Here is an 18,622-nt window from a genome sequence, read left to right on the forward strand (position 1 = left end):
GCGAGAAAATCGGGGCACTTCAGCAATGGTCTGAACGGGTCCGGGGAGAGCCGGCCGGATCACGGGGATCCGGCCGGCCAACCCGTCAGACCTCTTCGACGCTGCTCGGCTCGCGCCGGGACAGGTCGATACCGAGCTCCTCCGCCGCGCGGAAGACGTCCTCGTCCGTGTCGCGCATCTCGATGGACATGCCGTCCGAGGACAGCACCTCCACGTTGAGGCAGAGCGACTGCATTTCCTTGATGAGCACCTTGAAGGACTCGGGAATGCCCGGCTCGGGGATGTTCTCGCCCTTGACGATCGCCTCGTAGACCTTCACGCGGCCGGTGACGTCGTCGGACTTGATCGTCAGCAGTTCCTGGAGGGCGTAAGCGGCGCCGTAAGCCTCAAGGGCCCACACCTCCATCTCACCGAATCGCTGCCCACCGAACTGCGCCTTACCACCCAGCGGCTGCTGCGTGATCATGGAGTACGGGCCGGTCGAGCGGGCGTGGAGCTTGTCGTCGACCAGGTGGTGCAGCTTGAGGATGTACATGTAGCCGACCGAGACCGGGTCCGGGAACGGCTCGCCGGAGCGGCCGTCGAACAGCTTGGCCTTGCCGGAGGGCTGCACCAGACGCATGCCGTCGCGGTTGGGGATCGTGGCCTCGAAGAGACCGGAGATCTCGTCCTCGCGCGCGCCGTCGAAGACGGGCGTGGCGACGTTGGTGCCGGGGGCGACCTGGTCGGCGCCGATGGCCTGCAGGCGCTTGGCCCACTCGTCACCGAGGCCGGAGACGTCCCAGCCGCGGCTGGCGAGCCAGCCGAGGTGGATCTCCAGGACCTGTCCCGGGTTCATTCGGGACGGGACACCCAGCGGGTTGAGGATGATGTCGACCGGGGTGCCGTCCTCCAGGAACGGCATGTCCTCGATCGGCAGGATCTTCGAGATGACGCCCTTGTTGCCGTGACGGCCGGCGAGCTTGTCACCGTCGGTGATCTTGCGCTTCTGCGCGACGTAGACGCGGACCAGCTGGTTCACGCCCGGCGGCAGCTCGTCGCCCTCTTCGCGGTCGAAGACGCGGACGCCGATGACCTTGCCGATCTCGCCGTGCGGCACCTTCAGCGAGGTGTCGCGGACCTCGCGCGCCTTCTCACCGAAGATCGCGCGGAGCAGGCGCTCCTCGGGGGTCAGCTCGGTCTCGCCCTTGGGCGTGACCTTGCCGACGAGGATGTCGCCGGCGACGACCTCGGCACCGATGCGGATGATGCCGCGCTCGTCCAGGTCGGCGAGGACCTCCTCGGAGACGTTCGGGATGTCCCGGGTGATCTCCTCGGGGCCGAGCTTGGTGTCACGGGCGTCGACCTCGTGCTCCTCGATGTGGATCGAGGAGAGGACGTCGTCCTGCACGAGGCGCTGCGACAGGATGATCGCGTCCTCGTAGTTGTGACCCTCCCACGGCATGAACGCCACGAGCAGGTTCTTGCCGAGCGCCATCTCACCGAACTCGGTGGCCGGGCCGTCGGCGAGGACCTGGCCCTCGATGACGCGGTCGCCCTCGGAGACGACGACCTTCTGGTTGACCGAGGTGCCCTGGTTGGAGCGCATGAACTTGGCGATGCGGTACGTGGTGTACGTGCCGTCGTCGTTCGTGACGGTGATGTAGTCCGCGGAGACCTCCTGGACCACACCGTCCTTCTCGGCCTTCAGGACGTCACCGGCGTCGGTGGCGCAGCGGTACTCCATGCCGGTGCCGACGAGCGGCGCCTCGCTCTTGATGAGCGGAACGGCCTGGCGCATCATGTTCGCGCCCATGAGGGCGCGGTTGGCGTCGTCGTGCTCCAGGAAGGGGATCATCGCGGTCGCGACGGACACCATCTGGCGCGGCGAGACGTCCATGTAGTCGACCTCGCCACCGGGGACGTAGTCGACCTCGCCGCCACGACGGCGGACCAGGACGCGGGGCTCGGTGAAGCGCAGGTCGTCGGAGAGCGTCGCGTTCGCCTGGGCGATGACGAAACGGTCTTCCTCGTCGGCGGTGACGTAGTCGACCTCGTCGGTGACCTGGCCGTCGACGACCTTGCGGTACGGCGTCTCGATGAAGCCGAACGCGTTGACGCGGCCGTACGAGGCGAGCGAACCGATCAGACCGATGTTCGGGCCTTCGGGGGTCTCGATCGGGCACATGCGTCCGTAGTGGGACGGGTGCACGTCTCGGACCTCGAAGCCGGCCCGCTCACGGGAGAGACCACCCGGGCCGAGCGCCGAGAGACGGCGCTTGTGGGTGAGCCCCGACAGCGGGTTGTTCTGGTCCATGAACTGCGACAGCTGGCTGGTGCCGAAGAACTCCTTGATGGAGGCGACGACCGGCCGGATGTTGATCAGGGTCTGCGGCGTGATCGCCTCGACGTCCTGGGTCGTCATGCGCTCGCGCACGACGCGCTCCATACGGGCGAGACCCGTACGGACCTGGTTCTGGATGAGCTCGCCGACGTTGCGCAGGCGGCGGTTGCCGAAGTGGTCGATGTCGTCGGTCTCGACGACGATCGTCCGACCGGACTCGCCGACCGTCTCGGTCTCACCGGCGTGCAGCTTGACCAGGTACTTGATGGTCGCGATGACGTCGTCGGTGGTGAGCACGCCGGCGTCCAGCGGCTCGTCCGCGCCGAGCTTCTTGTTCACCTTGTAGCGGCCGACCTTCGCGAGGTCGTAGCGCTTCGGGTTGAAGTAGAGGTTCTCGAGCAGCGTCTGAGCGGCCTCGCGGGTCGGCGGCTCGCCCGGGCGGAGCTTGCGGTAGATGTCGAGCAGCGCGTCGTCCTGGCCCTGGGTGTGGTCCTTCTCCAGGGTGGCGCGCATGGACTCGTACTCGCCGAACTCCTCGAGGATCTGCTCGGTGCTCCAGCCGAGCGCCTTCAGGAGGACGGTGACCGACTGCTTGCGCTTGCGGTCGATGCGGACACCGACCATGTCGCGCTTGTCGATCTCCATCTCCAGCCAGGCACCCCGGGAGGGGATGATCTTGGCGGAGAAGATGTCCTTGTCGGACGTCTTGTCGATCGACGAGTCGAAGTAGACGCCCGGCGAGCGGACCAGCTGCGACACCACGACACGCTCGGTGCCGTTGATGACGAAGGTGCCCTTGTTGGTCATGAGCGGGAAGTCGCCCATGAAGACCGTCTGGGACTTGATCTCGCCGGTCTCGTTGTTGGTGAACTCGGCCGTGACGAAGAGCGGGGCGGCGAACGTGAAGTCGCGCTCCTTGCACTCGTCGATCGAGTTCTTCGGGGGCTCGAAGCGGTGGTCGCGGAACGTGAGCGACATCGACCCGGAGAAGTCCTCGATCGGGGAGATCTCCTCGAAGATCTCCTCCAGGCCGGACTTGGTGGGGACGTCTTGTCCACTGTCCAGAGCAGCCTCGACGCGAGCCTTCCAGGCGGCGTTGCCGAGGAGCCAGTCAAAGCTCTCGGTCTGCAGCGCGAGGAGGTTCGGAACCTCGAGGGGCTCCTTGATCTTTGCAAAAGAGATGCGCAGCGGGGCGGTGCTGGCGCCGTTGTTCGTATTCGCGGTCGAGGCGTTGCGCGAGGCGGCCAAGAGGGGGTCCTTCCGAGGGCTCGGACTCACTACGCGCGTACCGGTCCCAAACTGGGCATGAGGGCAGAAAATCCCAGATCAGGGATGCTCGGTCCACGATGCTCAAGATGGGTATGCCCCTGGTGACGGGCAGGAGGCAGCTAACAGGCAGCGCAAAGGGTCAGTGTAGCCAAGTGCCACACTGATGTCCAGTCGGGGTTTTCAGAGACCCACGTTGCTCTCAACAGCTCTTCTCAACACCTATGTCCAGCCCTGCGCGAGGTGCGCTCTTCTTTACTGCCCGCTCCGCCGTCGATCCATGCCTCGGATTCGGATCGATTCGGCGACGCGCCTTGAGAATTGCGCGCCGCGTGCGGTTCGTCAAGGGCCCCCTCGGTCTCGCTCGCCCTCGGGCCCGCGGACCACCGCCCGCGCGTCCCACGAGAGGCGCACGGCGAAGATCACCATACTCGTCAACGCGGGAAGGGCAAGGCACCCGCCCCCGGTACGCCGAAAGGCGACCACCCCAACGGGTGATCGCCTTTCGCGATGTGACTCCGCGCCTCGCGGCACGGGGGTCCTGAGGAGTCAGAGGACTCCTCGGGTCACTTGACCTCGACGGAGGCGCCGGCGCCCTTGAGGGACTCGGCAGCCTTGTCCGCGGCGTCCTTCGCGACCTTCTCGAGGACGGGCTTCGGGGCGCCGTCGACGAGGTCCTTGGCCTCCTTCAGGCCGAGGGAGGTCAGCTCGCGCACGACCTTGATGACCTGGATCTTCTTGTCACCGGCGGCGGTGAGGATGACGTCGAACTCGTCCTTCTCCTCCTCGGCCGGGGCAGCCGGGCCACCCTGGGCCGGGCCCGCGACGGCGACGGCCGCGGCGGCGGTGACGTCGAACTTCTCCTCGAAGGCCTTCACGAACTCGGCGAGCTCGATGAGGGTGAGCTCCTCGAACTGAGCGAGCAGGTCTTCCTGGGACAGCTTCGCCATGACAGGCGTCCTTCCACTATTCGGCAGGTGCCGGATGTATGTGTCGGCGGGCGTACACGGTGCCCGCTGGACCGCTGAGCGTGATTACTCGGCGGCCTCGGCGGGAGCCGGCGTACCGGCACCGCCCTGCTCCTCCAGCTTGACGCGAAGCGCTTCCGCGGTGCGGACGAACTTCGACGGCAGCGCCTGGAAGAGCTGCGCAGCCTGAGTCTGCTTGCCCTTCATGGCACCGGCCAGCTTGGCGAGCAGAACCTCGCGGGACTCGAGGTCCGCGAGCTGCTTGATGTCATCGGCGGACAGCGCCTTGCCGTCAAGGACACCGCCCTTGATGATCAGGTTCGGGTTGTCCTTGGCGAAGTCACGAAGACCCTTCGCCGACTCCACCGGGTCACCGGTGACGAAGGCAACCGCCGTCGGACCTGCGAACAGGTCGTCCAGCGTGTCGATCCCGGCCTCGTTGGCCGCAATCTTGGTCAGCGTGTTCTTCACCACGGCGTACTGGGCGTTCTCACCGAGCGAACGGCGCAGCTGCTTGAGCTGTGCCACGGTGAGACCCCGGTACTCGGTCAGCACGGCGGCGTTCGAGCTGCGGAACTGGTCCGCGAGCTCGGCTACCGCAGCAGCCTTGTCGGGCCTAGCCATAGCGTCGGCCTCCTTCCGGGTGATGAGGACCGCTCGAAAGGGACCGGAAAGACGAAACGCCCCGGCGCAGGCGCCAGGGCGTAGCTCGACCGAACGAAGTCCGGGAGCTCTCCACAGTCACCTGCGCAGGTCGTCCGCATCAACGGAGCCTTCGGTTGCCCGAATCCTTGAGGATTCAGAACAACGACCAGCGGTCTTTGGCTTCTGCAGAAGAGTACGCGACTCGGGTCGCGCAATACAAATCCGTCCCGCTTCGGGTGGTCCCGGGAGGTTTGAACTCCCCGGAACCGGGCTAGGAAGCCGCTCCAGCGGTGGCTCCCTGCTGCTGCTTCAGCATCTCGGCGAAGTCGACGGTCTCGGCGGCCGGCGGGCGCTCGACCGACACCTTCGTGCCGTAGTCGCTGTAGAACACCGTGGAGTCCAGCTCGCCGGTCTTCATCTCGCCGCGCTCGGTCTTCTTCACCAGCAGGTCGTTCTTGTCGACCCAGATGTCGATGGTCTCCGTGGTGACACCGGCGTCGGCCAGCTGCTTCTTCAGGGCGGCGACCTCGTCGGCGTCGAGGTTGCTGGTCTTGGCGGTCAGATCGGCGACGTCGACCGTGCCCGAGTAGTGCGTGGCGCTGACGCCGCGCACGTCCTCCTGGCCGACCTTCTTGACGTCACCTGAGGCCAGCAGCGACTTCACCCCCTGCTCGGGGGTGCTGTTCTGCATCTGGTCCTTCATCACCTCGCCCGAGGCTCCGGCCACCTTGGCGAGGTCGTCGTAGCTGTAGTTGATCCAGCGCTTGCCGCCGGTCTGCCGGGCGAGGGCCTCGCCCATGTCCGCCGCGTACCCGTTCTTGAAGTAACGGGCCTCCATCGTGCCGCTGCCGCCGGCCTGCTTCAGCGTGTCGGCCATGGTGCCGGCGGTGTACGTGATCTTCATGGTGCCGGTGATCCCGTCGGACCAGTCCATGACGCCCGTCTGCTTCATGGACATCACGCTGCCCATGGTGGTGTCGCCCTCGACCCGCGCCGAGTGCGCCTGGCCGGTCTTCTTCTGGACGGCGACCAGCGCGGCGATCGGGTCGACCTTCACCACGGAACTGCCGCGGTTCTCCTTCTCGGCCCCGCCCTTGCCCCCGTCGTCCGATCCGCCACAGGCCGCGACCGAGGTCAGCGCCGCCACCACAGCGACGGACAGACCCACGCGCCGTACGGTATGCGTCAACATCTACTACTCCACCCCTCGTTCGACTCTCGGTCACCCACGCTAACGCAGGGCTCCGACAGTCATGTCCACGTACGAATGAGGACGAGCCCCGCACCTGAAAAGGTTGCGGGGCCCGTCCCATGTCACACGTGACGCGGCGGTCGTACGAGCACGGAGGCTCAGACGGCGGCCGGGTCCTCCTCGACGAGGAGGTTACGGGTGCGGCTGGAGTCCAGCGGGATGCCGGGGCCCATCGTGGTCGCCAGGGCGGCCTTCTTGATGTAGCGGCCCTTCGCCGCGGACGGCTTCAGGCGGAGGACCTCTTCCAGCGCCGCTGCGTAGTTCTCCACCAGCTTGGTGTCGTCGAAGGACACCTTGCCGATGATGAAGTGCAGGTTCGAGTGCTTGTCGACGCGGAACTCGATCTTGCCGCCCTTGATGTCGTTGACAGCCTTCGCGACATCGGGGGTGACCGTACCGGTCTTCGGGTTCGGCATCAGACCACGCGGACCGAGCACGCGGCCGAGGCGGCCGACCTTGCCCATGAGGTCCGGGGTCGCGACGACGGCGTCGAAGTCCAGACGGCCCTTCGCCACCTCGTCGATGAGCTCGTCGGAGCCGACGATGTCGGCGCCGGCGGCTTCCGCGGCCGCAGCACGGTCACCGGTCGCGAAGACCAGGACCCGGGCGGTCTTGCCGGTGCCGTGCGGGAGGTTCACGGTGCCGCGGACCATCTGGTCGGCCTTGCGCGGGTCGACACCCAGGCGGAAGGCGACCTCGACGGTGCCGTCGAACTTCGTGGTGGCGGTCTCCTTGGCGAGACGGACGGCCTCGAGCGGGGCGTACAGGCGCTCCCGGTCGATCTTGGCGTCCGCAGCGCGGAGGTTCTTGCTGCGCTTCACTTCTACTCCTGATGGTTTTCAGAGTGTGGAGTCGTGGTGCGGACCAGCGCCGGTCCTACCACTGAGGGAGTGGGGCTGAATCAGCCTTCGACCGTGATGCCCATGGAACGGGCGGTGCCAGCGATGATCTTCGACGCGGCGTCGAGGTCGTTGGCGTTCAGGTCGGGGAGCTTCGTCGTGGCGATCTCGCGGACCTGGGCGGCCGTCAGCTTGGCGACCTTGGTCTTGTGCGGCTCGCCGGAGCCCTTCTCCACACCCGCGGCCTTGAGGATCAGCTTGGCGGCCGGCGGAGTCTTGGTGATGAAGGTGAAGGAGCGGTCCTCGTAGACCGTGATCTCCACCGGCACGACCATGCCACGCTGCGACTCGGTCGCGGCGTTGTAGGCCTTGCAGAACTCCATGATGTTGACGCCGTGCTGACCCAGCGCGGGGCCGACCGGCGGGGCCGGGTTGGCCGCACCGGCGTTGATCTGGAGCTTGATAAGCCCCGTGACCTTCTTCTTCTTGGGAGGCATGTGCTCTCTCCGGGTCCTAGTGAGAGTTTTCGCCGTCATCCGGTCATCCGGATGCAGGCATACCGCACAACGATAACGGGTATAGCTGCGCGACCAAAAACCAAGCAGGTCAGACCGGCTGCGAGAGCCTGTCTGACCTGCTCGGTAGGCATGTGTCCAGAAGCGGGCGGAAAGCTCAGTTCTTCTGGATCTGGTCGAAGCTCAGCTCGACCGGGGTCTCGCGACCGAAGATCTCGACGAGGCCCTTGACCTTCTTCGAGTCGGCGTTGATCTCGTTGATCGTCGCCTGCAGCGTCGCGAACGGACCGTCGGTGACGGTGACCGAGTCGCCCACCTCGAAGTCCAGCACCTGGACCTCGACCTTGCGGGCCGGAGCCGGCTTGCCCTCGGCCTCGGCGGCCTCGCGGGCGGCCTTCTCCTCGGCCTCCGGGGCGAGCATCTTGACGATCTCGTCCAGCGTCAGCGGGTACGGGTCGTAGGCGTTGCCCACGAAGCCGGTGACGCCGGGGGTGTTGCGGACGACGCCCCAGGACTCGTTCGTCAGGTCCATGCGCACCAGGACGTAGCCCGGGAGCTTGTTCTGGCGGACGTTCTTGCGCTCGCCGTTCTTGATCTGGACGATTTCCTCCTCAGGCACCTCGGCCTGATAGATGAACTCCTCCACGTTCAGCGAGACGGCGCGCTGCTCCAGGTTGGCCTTCACACGCTTCTCGTAACCGGCGTACGTGTGGATGACGTACCACTCGCCCGGCAGCCCGCGGAGCTCCTCGCGCAGGGCCGTGACGGGGTCGACGGGCTCGGCCTCCTCCTCGTCGGCCGCTTCCGCGGTCTCCTCGGCGGTGTCCTCGGACGCCTCGTCGCCGGCCTCGGGGGCCTCGTCGGCGCCGGCGGCTTCGGCCTGGTCCGACTCCTCGGCGTCCGCCGCCTCGACGATGTCGAGCTCGTCCTCGGCGGACTCGAAGGCGCCCGCCGTCGGCTCGACGGCGTCGTTCAGGTTCGGGTCAGACACGGTGGCTTCTTCCTGGATACATATGGGTGGAACATGCGAAAGGGGCGCCCATCAGGCGCCCTTCGCGTGGATCAGCCGAAGACGTACTTGACGACCCGCGCGAAACCGAAGTCAATCACGGTTACGAGGCCGATCATGACGACGACGAACGCAATCACCACACTGGTGTACGTCGTCAGCTGGTTGCGCGTCGGCCAGACGACCTTGCGGAGCTCCGCGACGATCTGGCGGTAGAAGAGCGCGAGACGGCCCAGAGGGCCCTTCTTCCCGCGCTTGCCGCCCTTCCGGGTCTTCTTGGACTCGGGGGCCTCGTCCTCGGCATCAGGCTTGTCGATGGAGCCCACGGCGTCCGTCACGCTTCTCACCTGATTCCGGGTCGTGGCCGTGCCGCGCCCGGTGGAGCCGCACGGCGGTGCATTGAAGTACGTACATGCGCACACATCCTGGCGAAGGAGTGTGTAGCAGGGCCGGAGGGACTTGAACCCCCAACCGCTGGTTTTGGAGACCAGTGCTCTACCAATTGAGCTACGACCCTTTGTGGATTCCACCAACCTACCGCATGTTCCCGGATGACCCGAGTGCAGGAACGGTGCGGCTGGTGAAGGCCAACGACAGGAGAGTGTACGTGCTCAGCGGCCCGGCGTCGAACAGAAAGCTGCTGATCGCACCTGGTCGCTTCGTGTCCGCATGCTGTCCGAGTGCTGTCCGGTCCCTGAAACCCCTGTGCCGACGCGGAAAACGGTCTGCGAGCATGGGGGCCATGAGCGCTGCTACTTCTCCGTCCGAGAGCCGGGTCTCCGCCCGCATCGGTGCCATCTCCGAGTCCGCCACCCTCGCCGTCGACGCCAAGGCCAAGGCCCTCAAGGCCGCCGGCCGCCCGGTGATCGGCTTCGGTGCCGGCGAGCCCGACTTCCCGACCCCCGGCTACATCGTGGACGCCGCCGTCGAGGCGTGCCGCACCCCGAAGTACCACCGCTACACCCCGGCGGGCGGGCTCCCCGAGCTCAAGGCCGCCATCGCGGAGAAGACGCTGCGCGACTCCGGTTACGAGGTCGACGCCTCCCAGATCCTGGTGACCAACGGCGGCAAGCAGGCGATCTACGAGGCCTTCGCCGCGATCCTCGACCCGGGCGACGAGGTCATCGTCCCGGCCCCGTACTGGACCACCTACCCCGAGTCGATCCGGCTGGCCGGCGGTGTCCCGGTGGAGGTCGTGGCCGACGAGACCACGGGCTACCGGGTCTCCGTGGAGCAGCTGGAGGCGGCCCGTACGGAGCGTACGAAGGTCGTCCTGTTCGTCTCCCCGTCCAACCCGACCGGCGCGGTCTACAGCGAGGCGGACACCGAGGCGATCGGCCGCTGGGCCGTCGAGCACGGCCTGTGGGTGCTGACCGACGAGATCTACGAGCACCTGGTCTACGGGGACGCGAAGTTCACCTCGATGCCGGCCGTCGTGCCCGAGCTGCGCGACAAGTGCATCGTGGTCAACGGCGTCGCCAAGACGTACGCGATGACCGGCTGGCGCGTGGGGTGGATCGTCGGCCCCAAGGACGTCGTGAAGGCCGCGACCAACCTCCAGTCGCACGCCACGTCCAACGTCTCCAACGTCTCGCAGGCCGCCGCGCTGGCCGCCGTCTCCGGGGACCTGGACGCGGTCGCCGAGATGCGCACCGCCTTCGACCGGCGCCGGAAGACCATCGTGCGGATGCTCAACGACATCGACGGCGTGTTCTGCCCGGAGCCCGAGGGCGCCTTCTACGCGTACCCGTCGGTCAAGGAGCTGCTCGGCAGGGAGATCCGCGGCAAGCGCCCGCGGACCTCGGTGGAGCTGGCCGCGCTGATCCTGGACGAGGCCGAGGTGGCGGTCGTCCCGGGCGAGGCGTTCGGCACGCCGGGCTACCTGCGCCTCTCGTACGCGCTGGGCGACGACGACCTGGTCGAGGGCGTCTCGCGGCTCCAGAAGCTGCTGGGCGAGGCGAAGGCGTAACCGCCGCCCTCTCCGCACGGAAAGCGACCCCCGGTTCCCGGACCGGGGGTCGCTTTCGCGTTCGAGGGGGCACCCGATGGGAAAAGCGGCTACCGCGCCGCCCCCTCCGTGCGGCAGGATCTTGCAATGGAACGTGATGTACGGCTGCTGCCCAAGGCCCACCTGCACCTGCACTTCACCGGGTCGATGCGGCCCACGACGCTGCTGGAGCTCGCCGACAAGTACGGGGTGCGGCTGCCCGAGGCCCTGACCGGCGGCGAGCCGCCCAAGCTGCGCGCCACGGACGAACGGGGCTGGTTCCGCTTCCAGCGGCTGTACGACATCGCCCGGTCCTGCCTGCGGGCCCCCGAGGACATCCAGCGCCTGGTGCGCGAGGCCGCCCAGGAGGACGTGGCGGACGGCTCGGGCTGGCTGGAGATCCAGGTCGACCCCACGTCGTACGCGCCCCTGCTCGGCGGGCTGATCCCGGCCATCGAGATCATCCTGGACGCGGTGGACGCCGCCTCGCGCGAGACCGGGCTGCCGATCCGGGTGGTCATCGCGGCGAACCGGATGAAGCACCCGCTGGACGCCAGGACCCTCGCGCGCCTCGCCGTGCGGTACGCGGACCGGGGCGTCGTCGGCTTCGGCCTCTCCAACGACGAACGGCGCGGCATGGCCCGTGACTTCGACCGGGCGTTCGCCATCGCCCGGGAGGGCGGCCTGCTGGCCGCCCCGCACGGCGGTGAGCTGTCGGGCCCGTCCAGCGTCCGGGACTGCCTGGACGACCTCGACGCGGGCCGCGTGGGGCACGGTGTGCGCGCCGCCGAGGACCCCCGGCTGCTGCACCGGCTCGCGGAGGCGGGGGTGACCTGCGAGGTGTGTCCCGCGTCCAATGTGGCGCTCGGCGTCTACGAGAAGCCCGCCGACGTCCCCCTGCGCACGCTGTTCGACGCCGGGGTGCCGATGGCCCTCGGCGCGGACGACCCGCTGCTGTTCGGCTCCCGGCTGGCCGCGCAGTACGACCTGGTGCGCCGCCACCACGCGTTCACCGACGAGGAGCTGGCCGAGCTGGCCCGCCAGTCGGTGCGCGGTTCCACGGCGCCGGAGCCGGTGCGGACGGAGCTGCTGGCGGGGGTCGACGCGTGGCTGGCGGGGCCGGTGGGCTGAGCCTCAGCCGGCGAGACCGTTGAGCAGGGTGCGGGCCAGGGACGCCGCGAAGTCGTCCAGCGGCTGGGGCGGTTCGCCGGTGCCCGTGGCGTCGTAGGCGAACGCGCGCTGGGCGCAGGCGCCGAGGAGCAGGGAGGCGGCCGCGTAGGTGTCGGCGTCGGGCCGGACGCGGCCGGCGGCCTGTTCGGCCCGCAGATACGTGTCGACGCCGCGGATGGGCAGGTGGGGGCCGGTGCCCAGCTCGCGCATGGCCGCGTCGTGGCGCTCCTTGAGCCTCGGTTCGGCGTACAGGGAGGCGGCGATCGGGAAGCTCTGCTCGTAGAACAGGGCGGCCTGGCGGGCGATGCCGGTGAGGTTCTCCTCGACCGACCGCTCCCCCGCGCCGGGGTCCGTGATGAGGTCACGCAGGTCGACCTTGGGCAGCCGTTCCTGGAGGACCACCACGAACAGCTCCTCCTTGCTGAGGAAGTGCTTGTAGAGCGCGGCCTCCGAGCAGCCGGCGGCCTTGGCGATCTCCTTGGTGGTGGTGCGGGCCAGGCCCTTGGTGAGCATGAGCTGGTGGGCGGCGTCGACGAGGCGGACGCGGGCCGGCTTCTGCTCCATGGACCCTCCGATAAGGCTTGACGGGTGAGTGATTACCCACCCACTCTAGAGGTGAGTGAATACTTACCCACCTCGAAGGGGTGTGCCATGAAGCTCACGGTTTTCGGTGCGACCGGCGGAATCGGGCAGGAGATCGTCCGCCAGGCGGTGGCGGCGGGGCACGAGGTGACGGCGGTGGTGCGCGACCCCGCCCGGCTCGCGGTCCCGCTCTCGGACGTCACGGTGCACACCGCCGCCCGGGTGGACGATCCGGAGGCGCTGCGGGAGGCGGTGGCGGGCCGGGACGCGGTCCTCTCCGGCCTCGGGTCCAGGGGCCGGAAGGCCGACGGCATCGCCGAGCGGCTGACCCGCGCCGTGCTGACGGCCGTGGAGGCGGAGGGCACCCGGCGGCTGCTGGTGGTCAGCGCCGCCCCGGTCGCCTCCACGCCCGCCGACGAGCCGCTGCTCGACCGGATGACGCTCTCGCTGATCGGCGCGGTCCTCAAGGAGGTGTACGCGGATCTCACCGCGATGGAGGCGGCGCTGGCGGCCTCGGCCACGGACTGGACGTCGGTGCGGCCGCCCAAGCTGACGAACGGGCCCCTGACGGGCACCTACCGGACGGTGGTCGGCGGCAACCCGCGCAGCGGCCGGTCCATCTCCCGGGCCGACGTGGCCCACGCGATGCTGACGCTGACCGACGATCCGGCGTCGGTGAAGCAGGGCGTGGGCGTGGCGTACTGAAGCCCCGGGGCCCAGGCCGGGGCCGGGGGTCCTACAGGCTGGCGCCCACCGTCACCGGTTCGTTGACCAGAGTGACGCCGAAGGCCGCGTGCACCCCGGCCACGACCTCACGCGCCAGGGCGAGCAGGTCCTCGGTGGTCGCCGCGCCCCGGTTGGTGAGCGCGAGCGTGTGCTTGGTGGAGATGCGGGCGGGTCCGGTGCCGTAGCCCTTGGTGAAGCCGGCCCGGTCGATGAGCCAGGCGGCGGAGGTCTTGGTGCGCCCCTCCCCGGCGGGGAACGCCGGGGGCGTCACGTCGGGGCCGAGCCGGTCGGCGACCCGGGCCAGGAAGGCGTCGAACTCGGCCTGTTCCAGGACCGGGTTGGTGAAGAAGGACCCGGCCGACCAGGTGTCGTGGTCCTCGGGGTCCAGCACCATGCCCTTGCCGGCGCGCAGCCGGAGCACGGTTTCGCGGGCCTCGGCGGCGGGAACGCGGTCCCCCTCCCGGACGCCCATGGCCCGCGCGGTCTCCGGGTACTTCAGGGGCGCCGAGAGCCCGCCGGCGTCCTCCAGGCCGAAGCGGACGCGCAGCACCACGTACCGGTCGGGCTCGGCCTTGAAGCGGCTGTGCCGGTAGGAGAACGCGCACTCGGAGTCGGGCAGGACGACGGTTTCCCGGGTGCGCCGGTCGTAGGCGACGACCTCCGTGATGGTGGAGGACACCTCCTGTCCGTACGCCCCGACGTTCTGGATCGGCGTCGCACCGGCCGAGCCGGGGATGCCGGCCAGGCATTCGAGACCCGCGAGGCCGGCCTCCACGGTGCGGGTGACGGCGTCGGTCCAGACCTCGCCGGCGGCCAGTTCCAGGGAGCCGCCGTCGAGGACGAAGCCCTTGGTCGCGATGCGCAGCGCGGTGCCCTCGAAGCCCTTGTCTCCGATGACCAGGTTGCTGCCGCCGCCGATGACCAGGAGCGGGGTGCCGCTGTCGTCGGCCTCGCGCACGGCGTCGATCACCTCGGTGTCCGTGGTGGCCGTGAGGAGCCGGGTGGCGGGGCCGCCGAGCCGGAAGGTGGTCAGGGGGGCGAGGGGGGCGTCGTGGAGTTCCTGCACGGGGACAAGGGTACGGTCCGTGGCCCCGCCGTCTGGGCGGGGCCACGGACCGTGTGGCGTGCGCGGGGTGCGTCAGGCGGGTACGGAGACCGGTTCCTCGGCGCGGGCCCCGGCGTCGGCGGGGGCCTCGGCATCGGCGTGGGCCTCGGCATCGGCGTCGGCGTGGGCCCCGGCCGTCCCGACGGCGGGCTCCCCCGTGCCGGTGGCGCGGCGGCCGGGGATCATCAGGGCGACGAGCGCGGCCAGGGCGACGACCCCGGAGCCGATCCAGACGGCGGGAACGGTCCCGTCGGTGAAGGACTGGGCGGATTCCAGACCGCCCTGCGAGGCGAAGACGGTGGTGAGCACGGCGACCCCCAGGGCGCCGCCGACCTCGCGGAGGGCGTTGTTGGCGCCGGACGCGATGCCCTGGTCACCGGGGCGGACGCTGGACATCACCAGGCTGGCGGCCGGAGCGAAGTACAGGGCCATCCCGATGCCGCCGACGATCAGGCCGGGCAGCTGCGAGACGTAGGAGGCGTCCGGGGCGATGCCCAGGGCGAAGAGTGCGAGGCCGACCGCCTGGAGGGCGAGTCCGGTCACGACCACCGGGCGGCCGCCGAACCGGTCGGAGAGCACCCCCGCAATGGGGGCGACGAGCATCGGCATGCCGGTCCAGGGCAGCATCCGCAGCCCGGCCTCGGCGGGCGAGTAGCCCAGGACGCCCTGGAAGTACTGGCTGAGCAGGAAGATCGCGCCGAACATCCCGAGGTACATCAGCAGGCTGGCGATGTTGATCCCGAAGAAGCCGCGGTCCCGGAAGAGGTGCATGGGGAGCATGGGCTTGCGGCTCCGGAAGCCGTGGCGGACGAAGGCGCCGAGGAGTGCGGTGCCGGCGATGAGCGAGGTCAGGACGGTCGGGCTGGACCAGCCGTCGGTGTTGGCGTTGACGAGTCCGTAGACCAGGCCGAAGAGGCCGCCGCTGACGAGGAGGGTGCCGGGGACGTCGAGCCGGGCGCCGGGGGCGTACGACTCCGCGAGCCGCAAGCGGGCGAGCGGCAGCAGGAGCAGGCCGATCGGGACGTTGAGCCAGAAGATCCACTGCCAGGAGATGTGCTCGGTGAGGCTGCCGCCGATCAGGGGCCCGCTGGCCACGGCGAGGCCGGTCACGGCTCCGAAGATGCCGAGCGCCATGCCCCGGCGGGCGGGTTCCACGGCGGCCGTGAGCAGGGTCAGCGTGAGCGGCATCATGATCGCGGCGCCGACGCCCTGGACGGCGCGGAAGGCGATGAGTTCGCTGATGCCCGGCGAGAGGGCGGCCGCGGCGGACGCGCCGGTGAAGACGGTGAGGCCGGTGAGGAAGAGCCGGCGGCGGCCGAAGCGGTCACCGAGGGCGGCGCCGAACATCAGCAGGACGGCGAAGGTGAGCGTGTAGGCGTTGACCGTCCACTCCAGCTCCTCCATCTCTCCGCCGAGGCTTTCGCGGATGGACGGCAGGGCGGTGGTGACGACGAGGTTGTCGAGCGCCGCCATGAAGCCGGCGACGCTGGTGATGACGAGGGCCCAGGCCGCTCCCGCGCGGCCCTTCGATTGCTGGTTCACTGCTCCCCCTGAGGGTTAGTTATTGATTACTAACTTTTCTGGGCAGAAAACCGGGCGGAACCCGGGGTCGAGCGCGTTCAGGAGACCGGCTGGGCGGAGGCGTAGAAACCGGACCAGATCCGGTGTCCGGCCGGAAAGCCGAGCGAGGTCAGCGTGTTGGCGAGCATGCCGTACGCGAGGAACGTGGTGGTGTCGTTCACCTCGGCACCGAGCGCGAGGTGGACGGAGTCGAAGAGCTCCAGCCAGCCGGCCCGCACCGATTCGCCGAACTCGTGGTCACCGGCGGCTTCCGCGGCGGCGACGGCGGCGTACGTCTGCATCTGCATGAGCAGCTTGTCGGGGTCGTCGGCGACCAGCACCTGATAGGCCCTGGCCATGGCGTGCAGCGCCTCCTCGCCCTCCAGCCCTTCGGCCGCCTCCGCGAAGACCTGCCGGGTCTCCGCGAAGCAGCGCCCGGAGGCCGCGAGGAACATCGCCTGCTTGTTGGGGAAGAGCCGGAAGAGGTACGGCTGCGAGACGCCGACCCGCTTGGCGATCGCCTCCGTGGAGGTGGCGCTGTAACCGCCGCGGGCGAACTCGGTGATCGCCGCGCGGATGACGCTCTCGCGTCGCTCGTCTGCACTCATCCTTGCCATGCCCAGTAAGTTAGTACTCAATCACTAACTTCGTCAAGCGGGGCACCGGTTGGAGTTGCGGACGGGGGTACGCGTAAGGGGCACGACCCCCTGGACCGTGCCCCTTACATCGCGTCGCGCCGTCCTCAGGCGAGCTGCACCACGGCACGGGACATGCCCAGGACCTTCTTGCCGTCGCTCATGACCGTCAGGTCGACCCGCACCCGCCGGTCGTCCAGCAGCGCGCCCACCTTGCCGCTGACCTCGATCCGCGCACCCTTGTCGTCGTCCGGGACCACCACGGGCTTGGTGAAGCGCACCCCGTACTCGACCACCGCGCCCGGGTCGCCCGCCCAGTCCGTGACCACGCGGATCGCCTCGGCCATGGTGAACATGCCGTGCGCGATCACATCGGGCAGCCCGACCTCGCGCGCGAAGCGCTCGTTCCAGTGGATCGGGTTGAAGTCGCCCGAGGCGCCCGCGTACTGCACGAGCGCCGCCCGGGTGACGGGGAACGACCGCGCCGGCAGCTCCGTACCGACCTCGACCGACTCGTAACTCACCTTCGCCGTCATCACGCCTCCTCGGCGGCGCGCGCCACCAGCTTCGTCCAGGCGGTCACGACCAGCTCACCGGACTCGTCGTGCACGTCACCGCGGACGTCCAGGATGTCGTTGCCCGCCAGCGACTTCACGGCCTCGATGGTCGAGACGACCGACAGCCGGTCGCCGGCACGCACGGGGCGCACGTAGACGAACTTCTGGTCGCCGTGCACGACCCGGCTGTAGTCCAGACCGAGCTGGGGGTCCTCGATGACCTGGCCGGCGGCCTTGAAGGTGATGGAGAACACGAAGGTCGGCGGCGCGATCACATCGGCGTGGCCGAGCGCCGCGGCGGCCTCGGGATCGGTGTACGCGGGGTGGGCGTCGCCCACGGCCTCGGCGAACTCGCGGATCTTCTCCCGTCCGACCTCGTACGGCGCGGTGGGCGGATAGGTCCGTCCCACGAAAGACTGGTCGAGCGCCATGAACTCGCAACCTCCTGATGAAAGAACGTCTGAGCCGGCCTGTGGCGGCGTCCGGCCCCATTCAACGCCACACCCGCCGCACAACGACACGAGGCCGCCCCCCGAAGGGGACGGCCTCGTGTACGAGCCTGATTCAGCGCGTTTCGCGGTGCGCGGTGTGCGAGTTGCAGCGCGGGCAGTGCTTCTTCATCTCAAGACGGTCCGGGTTGTTACGCCGGTTCTTCTTGGTGATGTAGTTCCGCTCCTTGCACTCCACGCAGGCCAGCGTGATCTTCGGGCGGACGTCGGTGGCAGCCACGTGAGTGCTCCTTGGACGGACGATGGACGGATGAACGCAAAAAAGAGTAGCCGATCGAAGGACCGACCCCACAATCGGCTACTTTTAGTAGCGGTGACCGGACTTGAACCGGTGACACAGCGATTATGAGCCGCTTGCTCTACCGACTGAGCTACACCGCTTTGATGACTGGGCCCCCCGCCGAAGCGGGGTTTCCGATCACCAGAGCCCCAATGCGGAATCGAACCGCAGACCTTCTCCTTACCATGGAGACGCTCTACCGACTGAGCTATTGGGGCGAGCGATGAAGACATTACACGCTCGGTCGCCGATCGCCCAAATCCGTTTCCCGGCCCCCGGCCAACCCGGGCCCGTACCCCGCTCCGGGCGTCCCCACACCGCTGATCAGCGAGGCGGCACCGGTACGACTATTGCGCTCCTCCTCCGGCCGGGCCGCGCCCGCCCCTAGGCTCTACTCACTCTGCGTGATCTTGACCCCTTCCCAGGAGCACGATGTCCGACAGCCAGCCGCGGCGGCCCGACGACCACGCGGCCGACCCCGCCGGCGGCCCGGAGACCTCAGCCCTGACGCTCTGCGGCGCCCGCCTCACCGACGGCCGCGTCGTGGACGTACGGGTCTGCGGCGGGCGCATCGAGGCCGTCGGCACCGCGGGCAGCCTCACCGCCCCCGGTGCCCGCCTCGACCTGCGCGGCCACCTCCTGCTCCCCGCGCCCGCCGAGCCGCACGCCCACAGCGACACCGCCCTCACCGCGG

General features: G+C 69.0%; 18 protein-coding genes, 3 tRNA genes and 1 pseudogene. 4 read left to right on the top strand and 18 right to left on the bottom strand.

Annotated features, from left to right (window positions below; translation table 11 throughout):
* Window positions 1–85 precede the first annotated feature (85 nt).
* From rpoB to G3I41_RS03800, 9 genes are all read right to left on the bottom strand, one after another.
* Window positions 86–3,571: a DNA-directed RNA polymerase subunit beta gene (rpoB, locus tag G3I41_RS03760; protein WP_018101256.1), complete on the bottom strand. Its 3,486-nt coding sequence runs from the start codon at window positions 3,569–3,571 to the stop codon at window positions 86–88.
* Between the two features lie 584 nt (window positions 3,572–4,155).
* Window positions 4,156–4,539 carry a 50S ribosomal protein L7/L12 gene (gene rplL / locus G3I41_RS03765; protein ID WP_073964461.1) on the bottom strand — a complete coding sequence of 128 codons (384 nt, stop codon included), beginning with the start codon at window positions 4,537–4,539 and terminating at the stop codon, window positions 4,156–4,158.
* A gap of 84 nt (window positions 4,540–4,623) precedes the next feature.
* Window positions 4,624–5,181: a 50S ribosomal protein L10 gene (rplJ, locus tag G3I41_RS03770; protein ID WP_018101258.1), complete on the bottom strand. Its 558-nt coding sequence runs from the start codon at window positions 5,179–5,181 to the stop codon at window positions 4,624–4,626.
* 292 nt (window positions 5,182–5,473) lie between these two features.
* Window positions 5,474–6,394, bottom strand: coding sequence for a hypothetical protein (locus tag G3I41_RS03775; RefSeq protein ID WP_164398881.1), 921 nt, complete (start codon window positions 6,392–6,394; stop codon window positions 5,474–5,476).
* A gap of 158 nt (window positions 6,395–6,552) precedes the next feature.
* Entirely contained in the window at window positions 6,553–7,275 is a 723-nt protein-coding gene (gene rplA / locus G3I41_RS03780; protein ID WP_164398882.1) for a 50S ribosomal protein L1, read from the bottom strand.
* An 80-nt stretch (window positions 7,276–7,355) separates the two neighbouring features.
* Window positions 7,356–7,790, bottom strand: a complete 435-nt coding sequence (rplK, locus tag G3I41_RS03785) for a 50S ribosomal protein L11 (RefSeq protein ID WP_018101261.1) — start codon at window positions 7,788–7,790, stop codon at window positions 7,356–7,358.
* A 175-nt stretch (window positions 7,791–7,965) separates the two neighbouring features.
* A complete protein-coding gene (gene nusG, locus G3I41_RS03790) occupies window positions 7,966–8,799 on the bottom strand; it encodes a transcription termination/antitermination protein NusG (protein ID WP_164398883.1) in 834 nt (277 codons plus the stop codon).
* A gap of 71 nt (window positions 8,800–8,870) precedes the next feature.
* The gene (gene secE, locus G3I41_RS03795) at window positions 8,871–9,155 is read right to left on the bottom strand and encodes a preprotein translocase subunit SecE (protein WP_164398884.1); all 285 of its coding nucleotides are present in this window, start codon (window positions 9,153–9,155) and stop codon (window positions 8,871–8,873) included.
* 106 nt (window positions 9,156–9,261) lie between these two features.
* A tRNA-Trp gene (locus tag G3I41_RS03800) sits at window positions 9,262–9,334 on the bottom strand.
* Window positions 9,335–9,559: 225 nt separating this feature from the next.
* On the opposite strand from G3I41_RS03800, the gene G3I41_RS03805 reads away from it, so the two are divergent.
* Both G3I41_RS03805 and G3I41_RS03810 read left to right on the top strand, forming a co-directional pair.
* Window positions 9,560–10,786, top strand: coding sequence for a pyridoxal phosphate-dependent aminotransferase (locus G3I41_RS03805; protein WP_164398885.1), 1,227 nt, complete (start codon window positions 9,560–9,562; stop codon window positions 10,784–10,786).
* 126 nt (window positions 10,787–10,912) lie between these two features.
* Window positions 10,913–11,935, top strand: coding sequence for an adenosine deaminase (locus tag G3I41_RS03810; protein WP_164398886.1), 1,023 nt, complete (start codon window positions 10,913–10,915; stop codon window positions 11,933–11,935).
* Between the two features lie 3 nt (window positions 11,936–11,938).
* On the opposite strand, the gene G3I41_RS03815 is transcribed toward G3I41_RS03810, so the two are convergent.
* On the bottom strand, window positions 11,939–12,538 hold the full coding sequence (locus G3I41_RS03815) for a TetR family transcriptional regulator (protein ID WP_164398887.1): 600 nt from the start codon (window positions 12,536–12,538) through the stop codon (window positions 11,939–11,941).
* Window positions 12,539–12,625: 87 nt separating this feature from the next.
* On the opposite strand from G3I41_RS03815, the gene G3I41_RS03820 reads away from it, so the two are divergent.
* Window positions 12,626–13,261: an NAD(P)H-binding protein gene (locus tag G3I41_RS03820; RefSeq protein WP_164398888.1), complete on the top strand. Its 636-nt coding sequence runs from the start codon at window positions 12,626–12,628 to the stop codon at window positions 13,259–13,261.
* Window positions 13,262–13,292: 31 nt separating this feature from the next.
* Here the strand turns inward: G3I41_RS03820 and G3I41_RS03825 are convergent, their stop codons facing one another.
* The 8 genes from G3I41_RS03825 to G3I41_RS03860 all read right to left on the bottom strand — a co-directional run bounded on the left by G3I41_RS03825 (window position 13,293) and on the right by G3I41_RS03860 (window position 18,146).
* Window positions 13,293–14,348: a UDP-N-acetylmuramate dehydrogenase gene (locus tag G3I41_RS03825; protein WP_164398889.1), complete on the bottom strand. Its 1,056-nt coding sequence runs from the start codon at window positions 14,346–14,348 to the stop codon at window positions 13,293–13,295.
* 72 nt (window positions 14,349–14,420) lie between these two features.
* A complete protein-coding gene (locus G3I41_RS03830; RefSeq protein ID WP_164398890.1) occupies window positions 14,421–15,929 on the bottom strand; it encodes an MFS transporter in 1,509 nt (502 codons plus the stop codon).
* 77 nt (window positions 15,930–16,006) lie between these two features.
* On the bottom strand, window positions 16,007–16,555 hold the full coding sequence (locus G3I41_RS03835) for a TetR/AcrR family transcriptional regulator (protein ID WP_164398893.1): 549 nt from the start codon (window positions 16,553–16,555) through the stop codon (window positions 16,007–16,009).
* 134 nt (window positions 16,556–16,689) lie between these two features.
* A complete protein-coding gene (locus tag G3I41_RS03840) occupies window positions 16,690–17,118 on the bottom strand; it encodes a MaoC family dehydratase (RefSeq protein WP_164398891.1) in 429 nt (142 codons plus the stop codon).
* On the bottom strand, window positions 17,118–17,570 hold the full coding sequence (locus tag G3I41_RS03845) for a MaoC family dehydratase N-terminal domain-containing protein (protein WP_164398892.1): 453 nt from the start codon (window positions 17,568–17,570) through the stop codon (window positions 17,118–17,120). The genes G3I41_RS03840 and G3I41_RS03845 overlap by 1 nt, the downstream gene beginning before the upstream one ends.
* A gap of 133 nt (window positions 17,571–17,703) precedes the next feature.
* Window positions 17,704–17,868: a 50S ribosomal protein L33 gene (gene rpmG / locus G3I41_RS03850; protein WP_003956487.1), complete on the bottom strand. Its 165-nt coding sequence runs from the start codon at window positions 17,866–17,868 to the stop codon at window positions 17,704–17,706.
* Window positions 17,869–17,956: 88 nt separating this feature from the next.
* A tRNA-Met gene (locus G3I41_RS03855) sits at window positions 17,957–18,029 on the bottom strand.
* Window positions 18,030–18,073: 44 nt separating this feature from the next.
* A tRNA-Thr gene (locus G3I41_RS03860) sits at window positions 18,074–18,146 on the bottom strand.
* 214 nt (window positions 18,147–18,360) lie between these two features.
* Between G3I41_RS03860 and G3I41_RS03865 the strand changes: the two are divergent.
* Window positions 18,361–18,622 (top strand): annotated as a pseudogene (locus G3I41_RS03865) (hydrolase); the annotation flags it as partial.

The sequence above is a fragment of the Streptomyces sp. SID9727 genome, from assembly GCF_010550605.1.
Lineage (GTDB): Bacteria > Actinomycetota > Actinomycetes > Streptomycetales > Streptomycetaceae > Streptomyces.